The organism is Keratinibaculum paraultunense (genome assembly GCF_016767175.1).
In the GTDB taxonomy this organism is placed as follows: Bacteria; Bacillota; Clostridia; order Tissierellales; family Tepidimicrobiaceae; genus Keratinibaculum; species Keratinibaculum paraultunense.
The window spans coordinates 2,025,777-2,038,913 of sequence record NZ_CP068564.1; the positions used below are offsets into that span (position 1 = coordinate 2,025,777).

A 13,137-nucleotide genomic window follows, 5' to 3' on the forward strand; every position below is an offset into this window, starting at 1 on the left:
TTACTCCTTTGTATCTTTTCTATTTTTTTAATAATTTAAATTTAACCAATTTACTAGCTATTTTTTCTCCACTAGGAAGCAATTTAAAATCTTCGTAGGTTAAAGAACCTATTACTATTAGCAATATAAAATAGATTCCAGCAGCAAGCACTATAGCAATTATAGTAGATAAACTATTGCCTATTATACTTCTAAAACTTGCATAAATTAACTTTGCTGATAAAGCCATTAAAGATGATGCAAAAAGTGGCTTTATAAATATATCCATTATATCTAATTTTAATCTAGTATACTTGTAAACAGCTATTAAGTCAAGTAATGACGCTATAAAATATGCTGTTACAGTAGATATAGCCGCTCCTTTTACGTTAATATTGGGAATCCCTGTCAATATATAGGTTAAAACAACCTTGAAAGCTGCACCTATACCTAAATTTACTACAGGAACTATTGGTCTTCCCAATCCTTGTAAAATAGCCGTTAAAGATTGAACAAATGTTAAAAATACAACTCCAAAAGACAATATAGAAAGTATCTTTCCAGTACTTATTATTTCCTCTGGACTAAGTTTAAAATATAACAGCCCTATAATTGGTTCTGCTAATACAAATAAGCCAAAAGCCGCAGGTAATCCAATGAGAAGAGTAATCCTCATACCTGAAGAAGTAATATTTCTTATCTCTTTATAATCTTTTTTTGTATTAGCCATAGAAATAGCAGGTACTAATGATATAGATAAAGCTGTAGAAAATATCAAAGGTAAATTTATCAATGTCTGTGCATGTCCTGTAAGTTGTCCGTACAGAGAATTAGCAGTTTCCTTTGTAAATCCAATGGCTTTTAACCGTTTAAATACCAATAGAGTATCTATAGAATTCATAATAGGTACAATAGCTGCTCCAATAGTTATAGGGATTGCTATAGTAAGTAGCTCTCTTATTATCTTACTTACCCTTTCTTCATTTTCAGGACTACTTCTTAATTCTTCTCCTATTTCTCCTCGTTTAGAAAAATATATAATTATCATGGTAATAGCTCCAGCAATAGCCCCTATTGAACCACCAAAAGATGCACCTCCTGCTGCTATAGGCAAACCCATGCCCAATAAATAGTAAGTTAATATTAGACCTCCTATAACTCTAAAAAGCTGTTCCATTATTTGAGATAGTGCTGTAGGAGTCATAGTCTGCCTCCCTTGAAAATAACCTCTAAAAGCAGACATTATAGGTACAAAAAACAACGCAGGGACTAAGGCTACTAAAGCATAGTATGCATCTTCATTTCCCCAACTTTTAACTATTAATTTTGCATTTATAAATACAAATAAAGATGTAAGTAGTCCTGCCATCAACATTCCTAAAAAAGCTATTTTGAATACTTTATGTGCTCCTTTGTGATCTCCCAAAGCACGTTTTTCTGAAACCAATTTAGCTATAGCTACTGGAAAACCTGCTGTTGAAATTGTTAACAACAATACATACAATGGATATGCTGTTTGATAATATCCTATTCCTTCACTTCCTAATATATTGTTAAGGGGTATTCTATAAAAAGCCCCAAGTACTTTCACAATAGCACCGGCTATGCTTAAAATAGCTGCTCCCTTTAAAAAGTTATCTTTGCTCATGATATATTCCTCCTACCTGTAGATTGAAAACTAAACCTATTATATCAAAAATATATAGTTTACAACACTATATTATACCAATAAAAATTAATATAGCCTACCAAATTTGGTAGGCTTAATTTAACTTTCCATTTGTTTTGCTAAAAAAGCTGCACCTGTTTCCGCTAACTTTATTTCAACATCTCCTATAGTTGCACCTTCTTCTTTGGTTACCAATATTACAGTGCCTATAGGATCCCCTTGCATTACTATTGGTGCTATAACTTGTGCTGTATATTCATATTCATTTGTATCCTCATAAAATATCTTCATAGGTTTCATATTTTCTTTTGTAAAATAAGTATTTCTAGATTCCATTATTTTTTCTATCTCAGGACTTATTCTTTTTTGAAGATATTCTTTTTTAGGACCTCCAGCAATAGCAATTATAGTATCTCTATCGGTTATAATGGAAATATAATTTGTAACTTCATATAAAGACTCACAATACTCATTAGCAAATTCAGTTAATTCTCCTATGGGAGAATATTTTTTTAGTATTACTTCTCCTTCTCTATCTGTAAAGATTTCTAATGGATCTCCTTCTCTAATCCGTAAAGTTCTTCTTATTTCTTTAGGTATAACTACTCTACCTAGATCATCAATACGTCTAACTATTCCAGTTGCCTTCATTTTTTCCCTCCTAACAAATTTTGTTGTGTAATTATTATTTTACTAATAAGAATTATTTATACATAAATGGTAGATTTAAGTTAAAGTATTTACATTAATTTAAAAAACCTTTGTAGCAAGCTACAAAGGTTTTTTATTAATCTATATATATTTTTACTTTTGCCTTATCTCTAAGTTTTGATATTTTTTCAATATATTTTTGATTTTTTAATAAAGGAATTATATCTTCTTTTAAATCTTCATAAGTGTCTATTTTATCTTCTAGCAATATAATATGATAACCAAGCTCTGTCTTAACTAAATCGCTAATTTCTCCAACTTCCAATGAAAAAGCTACTTCTTCAAATTCCTTCGCCATACTTCCTTTAGTAAAATAACCTAAGTCTCCACCTTTTACTGCTGAATTTGAATCTATGGATTCAGTAGCCGCTAAGCTATGAAAATCTTCACCTTTACTTAGCCTTTCTAATACCTTCTTCCCTTCTTCCTCAGTAGGAACTAATATATGGCTAACTCTAACTTTGATTAGAGAATCTTTATTCTTTTCATAATAATCCTTTAATTCCTTTTCAGATAATTCTATTTGATTCATAAAATTTTCTCTATGCTTTTCATATAATAATTCCTTTCGTATATTGTCTTCTACAAATTTTTGACTAAACCCATTCTTCTTTAAGAATTCTTCATATTTTTCTTTTCCTCCTAAAGAATTAATAAAATCTTCTAAATGTTTTTCTACTTCTTCTTCCGTAACTGTTATATTCATATCTTTTATTTCTTTTAATATTAATTTTTCTATTATAAGTTTTTCTAATATATTTTCTTTTAATAATTCTTCCATAGTTTTGTTGCCTTCAGCTTCCTGTGCTAATGCATCTTCACCAAATTGCTTCTTGTACATAGTTTTATAGATCTCAAATTCTATATCAAATTCTTCTTGAGTAATTACATCACCATTAACTTTAGCTACAATACCTTTTTCTTTTTTAGTACATCCTGAAAGAGCTAAAGATATTATACTTACAATTACAAAGATCATTAAAATATTTTTTCTAAACTTAAACAATTATAACATCCTTTCTAAATATATACCTATATACATTATATATTATTTGTCATATTATGAAAACCACTAATTTTTTCAACTAATTCCTTTAATTCCGTTAACATATTCTTTCTGAATCTATATTTAAAAGAAGGGTTATTAGATAAATCAAAACTAATCCTCCTTCCATATTCTTTAGAAAGATAATGGATTAAATCAGGAGATATATATTCTATGGAACTAAATTCCAATATTAATGTGTCTTCTGATTGATATATATTATTAATGTGGCAAGTACCTGCTATATTTTTTATATAGGAAATATCCAATAAATTTTTCACTTCTATTGGTAAATCTCCAAATCTATCTATCAATTCATCTATTAATTCCCTATAATCCTCCAAATTTTCAATAACAGCAATTTTCTTGTAAATATCTATCTTTTGTTCTTCATCTTCTATATAGCTTGTAGGAATATATCCATCTATATTAAGATCAATGCTAGTATTAACTACCTCTTCTATCTTTTCTCCTTTTAACTTCTTTATGGTTTCATTTAAAAATTTTACATATAGATCATAACCAATAGCTTCAATATGCCCATGTTGCTCTACTCCTAAAAGATTTCCTGCACCTCTTATTTCTAAATCTCTCATTGCTATTTTAAAGCCTGAACCAAATTCCGTAAAATCCTTTATAGCTCTAAGCCTCTTTTCTGCTATTTCTGTCAATACTTTATCCTTTTCATATGTTAAATAAGCATATGCTACTCTATTTGTTCTACCTACCCTACCTCTTAATTGATATAGCTGAGATAGCCCCATTTTATCTGCATTATATATTATTATAGTATTTACATTAGGTATATCAAGTCCTGTTTCAATAATAGTGGTGCTTACTAATACATTATATTTCATAGATATAAAATCCATCATTATCTTTTCTAATTGTCTTTCACTCATCTGCCCATGTCCTACTGCAATATTAGCTTCTGGAACTAAATCCTTTAATTTAATAGCCATCTTATCTATAGTATCAACCCTATTATAAACAAAATATACCTGCCCTCCCCTTTCTATTTCCTTTAATATAGCTTCTCGTATCATCTGTTCATTAAACTCCACCACATAAGTTTGAACAGGATATCTTTCTTCTGGAGGTTCTTCTATAATACTCATATCTCTAATACCTATAAGGGACATATGAAGAGTTCTGGGAATAGGTGTAGCTGTGAGAGTTAATACATCTACATTTTCTTTAAGTTTTTTTAATTTTTCCTTATGCTTAACTCCAAATCTTTGTTCTTCATCTATTATAAGTAAACCTAAATCTTTAAACGCCACATCTTTAGATAATAATCTATGAGTTCCTACTACTATATCTATGGTCCCTTTTCTAAGTCCATCTACGATATCTTTCTGATTTAAAGCTGTTCTAAATCTACTTAACATAGCTATTTTTATGGGGAATGGATCAAACCTTTCAATCATAGTATTGTAATGCTGTTGAGCTAATATGGTAGTAGGTACTAGAAATGCCACCTGTTTCCCATCCATTACTGCTTTAAAAGCTGCCCTTAGAGCTACTTCTGTTTTCCCATATCCCACATCTCCACATAGTAGCCTATCCATTGGTCTATTACTTTCCATGTCTCTTTTTATTTCTTCTATACTTCTAAGTTGCCCCTCTGTTTCCTCATAGGGAAACAAATCTTCAAATTCTCTTTGCCATGGAGTATCCTTTGAAAAAGCATATCCTTGCTGACTTTCCCTTTTAGCATATAGTTCAAGTAAATCCTTAGCCATATCTTCTACAGCTTTTTTCGCTCTTTGTTTAGTTTTAGCCCATTCAGGACTGCTAAGTCTATTGATTTTAGGCTTTACAGAATCAGCACCAATATATTTTTGAATTAAATTCATCTGCTCAACAGGCACATATAATTTATCATTTCCTTTATAGGCTATAGTCAAATAGTCTTTCTTTACTCCTTGAATATCTAATTGTTCAATTCCTTCGTATTTTCCAATACCATGATTTTCATGCACAACATAATCCCCAATATTTAAATCAGAAAAACTTATAGTCTCTTCTTTGGATCTCTTTTTTGTCTTTTTGGTTCTTCCCTTATAAGTTCCATATATTTCACCTTCAGATATAATGGCAAATTTAATATCTGAATATTCAAATCCCCTAGTTATTTTTCCAGTTGTTATGAATACTTGCCCACTTTTAATCTCCCTATCAGTATCCTCTATATAGCTGCATTCTAATCCCATATTCATAAGATTGTCATATAGTATTTTTGCTTTTTTCTTTGTGCCAGCAAGTATTATTACCTTATATCCTCTATATTTATAATGTTCTAATTCATCTTTTAAAATTTTCATATTACTGTGGAAATATTGCATGGATTTGGAAGTAAATTTTAATATAGATTTAGGCTTAAATAATGTATCTTGTTTAATTAATGCAGTATTAGTTATACACACCTTTTCATTGATGTCTTCAACTATATGCATATATTCATATAGCATATTTTCATGTTTCGATAATGCTTCACCTACTTCAAAAGCTTGCGAATATTGAAGTAAAAATTGCTCCTTTATACTGTCATACCTTTCTCTTAATCTCTCAGGTTCATCCATAAATATTAAACCATCAAAATCCATATATTTTAATATACTGGATAAATAATTTTCAGGTATATAAGGAGTTATCATATCCATATTAGATATATGAAGTTTTTCTTTTATCTCTTCTAAATAACTTTCAAATTTATCTTCTATGGTAGTTCTTACTTCTGAATCTGTTTTCAGCTTTTTAATTCCTCTGTTTATATCCTTTTTTATATTAGATATTATATTATTTCTATACTCATCTATGATAAATACCTCTTTTACAGGAGATATCAATATTGAATCCACTACTTCTAATGATCTTTGACTTAATAAGTCAAAGGATCTAATAGAATCTACTTCATCATCAAACAGCTCTATTCTAAAAGGAGTATCATAATTTGGTGAATAAAAATCTAATATTCCACCTCTAATGCTAAATTGCCCTACTCCTTCTACCATTGTCTCCCTTTCATATCCACAGGATATAAGTTTCTCTGTTAATCCCTCTAAATCTACTATATCTCCTTGTTTAATATTTATCATATATTTCTTAAATATATCTGGTGCTATTAATTTAGTGAGTAAACTTTCTATTGAGGCAATTACTATAACTGGTTCTTTGGATAACAATCTAGAAAGAACTCGCAATCTTTGATTATTTACCTCTGTACTTATTGCATCTACTTTATAAAAAAGTATCTCTCTAGTAGGATAAAACTCTACTATATTTTCATCAAAATTTTTAATATCCTCATAAATCCTCCTAGCTTTATTATCATCATGAGTGATGACTAATACTTGTTTCTTCATATCTTGATTTAAAGCATAAACTATATGCCCTAAGTTTTCATCAATTATCCCATGGGTAGATATAGGAGTTTTATTTAGTTTTATATCCTCCAAAAGCTTTTTATAAGAAGCTAAATTTTTTAGTGGATCTATAAATATATTTTGCATTTAATCAGCTCCTTAAACATATACAGTAGCCCAGGAACTATTCCTGGGCTTCCTTTTTTTTTATGTTAAATTTATTCATTGCATTATCTATGCCACAAGTTATAATGGTTTCCACTGCTAATGCTGCATTTAGCACAGCTTCTTCTATATATGGTTTTTCTTCTTTTGAAAATTTACTTAATACAAAGTCTGCTAGATCTTGTTCCTCTCTTTTTTTCCCTATGCCAATCTTTATTCTCGGAAAATCTTGACTCCCTAATTGATATATTATAGATTTTAATCCATTATGTCCTCCATCACTACCCTTTTTTCTAATACGTATAGTACCAAATTCAATATCTACATCATCTACTATTACTATTATATTCTCTAATGGTATTTTGTAGAAATTATATAAATCTAATACTGCTATACCACTGTTATTCATATAGGTTTGAGGTTTTAAGAGTATAACCTTTTCTCCTCCAATTATACCTTCTCCATATATGGATTTAAATTTTATTTTATTTAAATTTATATTATTTCTATCAGCCAACAACTCTACAGTTTTAAAGCCTACATTATGTCTGGTACCAGAATAGTTTCTACCTGGATTTCCTAAACCTACTACTGCAAACAATTTATCACCTCATATACTTAATCAAATAGTATGCTTACAGATTCATTATCATGAATTCTTTTTATAACTTCAGCAAACATAGGTGCAACACTTACCACTTCTATCTTGTCAATCTTCTTTTCTTCTTCTAGTGGAATAGTATCTGTAACAACAAATTTTTCTATTACTGATTCTTCTATTCTTTCTATTGCTGGTCCTGATAAAACTGGGTGAGTTGCACAAGCATATACCTTCTTAGCTCCAAAGTTCTTTAAAACTTGAGCAGCTTTAGTAATCGTTCCTGCAGTATCTATTATATCATCCACTATTATTGCATTTTTACCTTCAATATCTCCAATTATATTCATAACTTCTGAAACATTTGCTTTAGGTCTTCTCTTCTCAATTATAGCTATAGGTAAATCTAGAAGGTTAGCGAAATTTCTTGCTCTAGTTACTCCACCTAAATCTGGAGAAACTATAACTGTTTCCCTATCAACAATTTTTTTAAAATATTCGGCAAGAATAGGGACTCCTGACAAATGATCTACAGGTAAATTAAAATATCCTTGAATTTGTCCAGCATGTAAATCCATACTTACAACTCTATCGATACCTGCTACAGTTAACAAATCTGCAACCAACTTAGCTGTTATAGGTTCTCTAGCTTTAGTCTTTCTATCTTGCCTTGCATAGCCATAGTAAGGAATTACTGCATTTATTCTACCAGCAGATGCTCTTTTAAAAGCGTCTATCAATATTAATAACTCCATTAAGTTATTATTTACTGGGGTGCAAGTAGGTTGAATTAAAAACAAATCTGAACCTCTAACAGTTTCATCAATATTTACAAATATTTCTCCGTCGCTAAATTTTCCAACTTCACAGCGACCACAAGGTACTCCAAGTTCTTTACATATATCTTCTGCCAACTTTTTATTGGCATTTCCTGAAAATACTTTAATATCTCCTCTGCATAAATTCATTCTGCATTCCTCCTATAGTTTATTTGTCTTTTTTTAAATATCCTTTTTTTTCTACCCAACCTTCTTTATTTATTTGCCTAGCTCTAGCAATTGACAAATTCCCTTCAGGCACATCTTCAGTAATAGTTGAACCTGCTGCTACATAACCCCATTCTTTTACAATCACAGGAGCTACTAAATTAGCATTACTTCCGATAAAAGCATTGTCTTTAACAATTGTTCTAAATTTAGTTTGTCCATTATAATTTACAAATACTACACCACAGCCAATATTTACATTTTTCCCTACGTCTGCATCTCCTATATAAGCTAAATGTCCCGCCTTAGAATTATCTCCCATAGTAGAGTTCTTTACTTCTACAAAATTACCTATTCTTATATTTTTACCTAAATGGCTATTGGGTCTAAGATGAGCATAAGGTCCTATGCTACATTCATCACCTACACTACTTTCTGTTATGGTAGATGAATATATTTTTACCTTATTTCCTATCTTACTGTTCTCAATCCTACAGTTTTCCCCTATGATACAATCCTCGCCTATGATAGTACTTCCCGTAAGTATAGTCCCTGGATATATTATGCTATCCTTTCCTATAATAACCCCATCTTCTATATATGTGTTTTCTGGATTTATAAGAGTAACCCCTTTCAACATATACTTTTCATTTATCCTCTGTCTCATAATCTTTTCACAATAAGCTAACTGCTTTCTAGAATTAATACCATATATTTCTGTTTCTTCATCTATGGTATATGCACCTACACTATAACCTTCTTCCTTTAGTATTTTAATTACATCAGTTATATAATATTCTCTTTGTGCATTATCATTATCTATCTTTCCTAAGGCATATTTAAGTAATTTTCCATTAAAACAATATATACCAGAGTTAATCTCATTAACTTTTAATTCTTCCTCATTTGCATCATTGTGTTCTACTATTTTTAATATATGCCCTTTTTTATCCCTAATAACTCTACCATATCCTGTAGGATCTTTTAAGTAAGCTGTTAAAACTGTACCATCATATTTATACTTTTTATGATATTCAATAAGTTTTTTAATAGTATTAGCTGTTATTAGTGGAGTATCACCATATAATATTACTACATTATTATCATCTTGTACACAATCAATTGCTTGCATTACTGCATAACCTGTACCATAAGGATATTCTTCTCCTGTGGGTTGAATTCTAAAAACTACATCTGAGTCTTTAAACTCCTCTATAACCTTATCTCCTCCATGACCTACTACTACATAATTTAAATCTATATGAGCTCCTTTACTTGCCTCTATCACATATTGTAGCATAGGCTTACCGCATATTTTATGTAATACTTTAGGTTTACTGGATTTCATCCTTGTACCTTCTCCTGCTGCTAATATTATAGCTATATTCATAATAACACCTCATTTTAAATTTATCTATCCAATAATATTTTAACCTATTTCACACATATGTCCAATGTTAAAGCTAAAATAATTTTATTTTAAATTTTATATTCATGTAAAAAAGGACCTTTAGGTCCTTAATTACTCAGATGCTAATATTTTTTCATATTCATCTAAAACTGCATCTTGAATCTTTTTTCTAGTTTCAGCATTAATTGGATGGGCTATATCCCTAAATTCTCCATCTGCTATTTTTCTACTAGGCATTGCTATAAATAAACCATTTTGTCCTTCGATTATTTTTATATCATGGACAACAAACTCATTGTCAAAGGTTACAGATACAATTGCTTTCATTTTACCTTCTTCCGTAACCTTTCTTACCCTTACGTCAGTTACCTTCACAGAATAATTCACCACCTTCCTCAGAAGTCAAACTTAAATAATATTGTTGAATATTCACTATATTCTTTATATTTTTAAAAAATCCTTCTTATTTTTAAAAAAGTATTTTATTTTTTTAAATAACTGCATATTTATTTATTTAATACTTATTTTTATAAATTTGATAAATTAAGTATTATAAAGTCCCTTTAAGTAATAAAACCCTTATAAATGTTGCCTTTTTATTATTATAGTAATATGATATAATCAAACAGTGACAAAAAAATTAAAATAGAATAAAATAATATTAATATTCAACTTGGTAATAATAGAAAGAGAAACTTTTAATTTGAACTGTATAGGAGGTAAATTTATGTTTTCATTTTCTATAAATGACCACGAATATAATCATGTTCATTTCATAGGTATTGGTGGAATTAGCATGAGTGGTCTAGCAGAAATTTTATTAACAGAAGGTTATAAAGTTTCTGGCTCTGACACGAATAATAGTTATATAATAGAAAGATTAAAAAAGCTAGGTGCTGATATACATATAGGACATAGTAAAGATAATATAAAAGGTGCAGATTTAGTAGTATATACTGATGCAATATCTGATGATAATGAAGAATTGATGGAGGCATTTAATAATAATATACCCACTGTAGATAGAGCTACATTTTTAGGTGCTATTATGAAAAATTATACTAATTCTATTGCTGTATCTGGTACTCATGGTAAAACTACTACCACTAGCATGTTAGCTACAATATTTAATCGTTCCACTTTAAATCCAACAATATTGTTAGGAGGACAATTAAATGAAATAGGGGGTAATGTAAAATTAGGATCAAAAGAATATATACTAACAGAAGCTTGTGAATATAAAGGTAATATATTAAAGTATTATCCTACTATGGCAATTATATTAAACATGGAAGAAGATCATCTAGATTATTTTAAAAATTTAGATCATATTGTGGATACTTTTGTTGAATATGGAAAAAATATTCCACCTGAAGGCTATTTGATTATAAATATAGATGATATAAATGCTCAAAGAGTTATAGACAACACAAAAGCAAATGTAATTACCTTTGGCATAGAAAAAAATGCCCATTATACAGCTGAAAATATATCTTTTAGTCCAGAAGGCTATCCAAATTTTATGCTAAATATAAAAGGTAAAGCTTTATACCCAATACAATTAAACGTAATGGGTAAACATAATATATACAATGCCCTAGCTAGCATTGCTGCAAGCCATACTTTAGGTATCCCTATTGAAACCATAATAGAAGCTATAGAAAGCTATAAAGGTGTTCAAAGAAGATTGGAACTAAAAGGAATTAAAAATGGCATAAAAATAATAGATGATTATGCCCACCATCCAACAGAAATTAAAGCTTCATTAGAAGCTTTACATAACTCTACTAATGGTCATGTTTGGTGTGTATTTCAACCTCATACCTATACCAGAACAAAACTATTATTAGATAGCTTTACTGAATCCTTTTCAAATGCATACAAAGTTATAATACCTGATATATATGCTGCAAGAGAAAAGGATACAGGACTAATTCACTCTACAGATTTAGTAGATGCACTTATTAAAAATGGTGTAGATGCTAAATATATGTCTTCATTTGAGGAAATAGAAAACTATTTATTAGATAATGCTGAAAGTGGTGATGTTATAATCACAATGGGTGCTGGAAATGTATATACTATTGGAGAATCCTTATTGAAAAACAACAAAAAAGAAGCAATTTAACCCCTATTATTTACTAGGGGTTTTTCACATTATATATTTCTTCTAACAATTTTCTAGTTTCAAATGGATCATATATAAAATATGATAAAAGTTTTCCATCAAAAGGCTTAAACTCTGCTACGCCTGGCAATGTAACAAGCTTGAAATTTTCCACTTTCATACCTGCAAATTTTGTAGCATAGGATAAAGCTTCTGTTATTTTTATATCCGTTTTCGTATATTCCAGCCCTTTCTTTGCTATAATTGGTAAACGATAAGTTAATGCTTTTTTTACAAAAGATTGGATAAATTGTTGTTGTACTCTTATTCTCCCTAAATCTCCATCTATATATCCTTCTCTTTTATTATTACCTTTTCTATATCTTAAAAAATCCAAAGCTTTCTTTCCATCTAAAATTTGTCTTCCTTCTTCTATATATATGTCTAAAGGAGGATCTGCTGTAGGATCTTTGTATTTCATAGTAAAGGGTACCATTACTTCCACTCCTCCTATAGCATCTACCATCTTTTCTACCCCTTCATAATCCACCATTATATAATGATGAATTGGAACTCCTTCTAATATGTAGGTTAAAGCCTTCTTTACTCCTTCTATACCATGATCACCATATACAGCATTTATCTTTCTTTGTTCAGCACTATCAAATCCTTTTCTATGAATATAAGTATCTCTGGGGATTGATATCCCATCCACCTTCTTATTATCCAAATCCACAGAAACAAATATTATAGTATCCGTTCTTATATCTTCCATTCCTAACACCATAAAATTAACCCTATTGCTTTTTTCTATTGCCTCTTCAAGAGATGTAAATTCTTCTTTTACTATATCTAATTTTTTATTTTTTTTAATCTTTTCCTTTTGATGATATCCTCCAGATATATTGGGATATACTAAAGGAGTATTAAACTTTAAATAAGAATAAGAACCTAAATATATAGCAATAAAAAAAAGTATAGAGGACACAATAAATGCACTCCAAAAACGTTTCATGTAATAAGCCACCTTCCATAACATCATTTTTATATATTGTGTCCAATATATACTTTTATATAGCAAAAATTCCCTAGTAAACT

Annotated in this window: 10 protein-coding genes; 1 reads left to right on the top strand and 9 read right to left on the bottom strand. The window is 29.4% G+C overall.

What is annotated here, in order from left to right; all coding sequences use genetic code 11:
- Positions 1-19 precede the first annotated feature (19 nt).
- The 8 genes from JL105_RS09915 to spoVG all read right to left on the bottom strand — a co-directional run bounded on the left by JL105_RS09915 (position 20) and on the right by spoVG (position 10,307).
- Positions 20-1,627: a putative polysaccharide biosynthesis protein gene (locus JL105_RS09915; protein WP_132028294.1), complete on the bottom strand. Its 1,608-nt coding sequence runs from the start codon at positions 1,625-1,627 to the stop codon at positions 20-22.
- Between the two features lie 120 nt (positions 1,628-1,747).
- Positions 1,748-2,299: a stage V sporulation protein T gene (gene spoVT / locus JL105_RS09920; RefSeq protein WP_132028291.1), complete on the bottom strand. Its 552-nt coding sequence runs from the start codon at positions 2,297-2,299 to the stop codon at positions 1,748-1,750.
- A gap of 136 nt (positions 2,300-2,435) precedes the next feature.
- Positions 2,436-3,365, bottom strand: coding sequence for a SurA N-terminal domain-containing protein (locus JL105_RS09925; RefSeq protein ID WP_132028288.1), 930 nt, complete (start codon positions 3,363-3,365; stop codon positions 2,436-2,438).
- 35 nt (positions 3,366-3,400) lie between these two features.
- The gene (mfd, locus tag JL105_RS09930; protein WP_202690507.1) at positions 3,401-6,919 is read right to left on the bottom strand and encodes a transcription-repair coupling factor; all 3,519 of its coding nucleotides are present in this window, start codon (positions 6,917-6,919) and stop codon (positions 3,401-3,403) included.
- A 37-nt stretch (positions 6,920-6,956) separates the two neighbouring features.
- Entirely contained in the window at positions 6,957-7,538 is a 582-nt protein-coding gene (pth, locus tag JL105_RS09935) for an aminoacyl-tRNA hydrolase (RefSeq protein WP_132028285.1), read from the bottom strand.
- A gap of 17 nt (positions 7,539-7,555) precedes the next feature.
- Complete coding sequence (locus JL105_RS09940) at positions 7,556-8,503, bottom strand: ribose-phosphate diphosphokinase (RefSeq protein WP_132028282.1); 948 nt, start codon at positions 8,501-8,503, stop codon at positions 7,556-7,558.
- 19 nt (positions 8,504-8,522) lie between these two features.
- Positions 8,523-9,911: a bifunctional UDP-N-acetylglucosamine diphosphorylase/glucosamine-1-phosphate N-acetyltransferase GlmU gene (glmU, locus tag JL105_RS09945; protein WP_132028279.1), complete on the bottom strand. Its 1,389-nt coding sequence runs from the start codon at positions 9,909-9,911 to the stop codon at positions 8,523-8,525.
- 132 nt (positions 9,912-10,043) lie between these two features.
- On the bottom strand, positions 10,044-10,307 hold the full coding sequence (gene spoVG, locus JL105_RS09950) for a septation regulator SpoVG (protein ID WP_132028276.1): 264 nt from the start codon (positions 10,305-10,307) through the stop codon (positions 10,044-10,046).
- Between the two features lie 352 nt (positions 10,308-10,659).
- On the opposite strand from spoVG, the gene murC reads away from it, so the two are divergent.
- On the top strand, positions 10,660-12,060 hold the full coding sequence (gene murC / locus JL105_RS09955; protein WP_132028273.1) for a UDP-N-acetylmuramate--L-alanine ligase: 1,401 nt from the start codon (positions 10,660-10,662) through the stop codon (positions 12,058-12,060).
- 13 nt (positions 12,061-12,073) lie between these two features.
- On the opposite strand, the gene JL105_RS09960 is transcribed toward murC, so the two are convergent.
- A complete protein-coding gene (locus tag JL105_RS09960) occupies positions 12,074-13,054 on the bottom strand; it encodes an LCP family protein (protein WP_158280029.1) in 981 nt (326 codons plus the stop codon).
- Positions 13,055-13,137: the final 83 nt, after the last annotated feature.

Bases quoted from the DNA above. Each gene is read 5' to 3' on its own strand.
- JL105_RS09960 (WP_158280029.1), bottom strand. From the start codon at position 13,054: ATGAAACGTTTTTGGAGTGCATTTATTGTGTCCTCTATACTTTTTTTT.
- glmU (WP_132028279.1), bottom strand. From the start codon at position 9,911: ATGAATATAGCTATAATATTAGCAGCAGGAGAAGGTACAAGGATGAAA.
- spoVT (WP_132028291.1), bottom strand. From the start codon at position 2,299: ATGAAGGCAACTGGAATAGTTAGACGTATTGATGATCTAGGTAGAGTA.
- murC (WP_132028273.1), top strand. From the start codon at position 10,660: ATGTTTTCATTTTCTATAAATGACCACGAATATAATCATGTTCATTTC.
- JL105_RS09940 (WP_132028282.1), bottom strand. From the start codon at position 8,503: ATGAATTTATGCAGAGGAGATATTAAAGTATTTTCAGGAAATGCCAAT.
- mfd (WP_202690507.1), bottom strand. From the start codon at position 6,919: ATGCAAAATATATTTATAGATCCACTAAAAAATTTAGCTTCTTATAAA.
- JL105_RS09915 (WP_132028294.1), bottom strand. From the start codon at position 1,627: ATGAGCAAAGATAACTTTTTAAAGGGAGCAGCTATTTTAAGCATAGCC.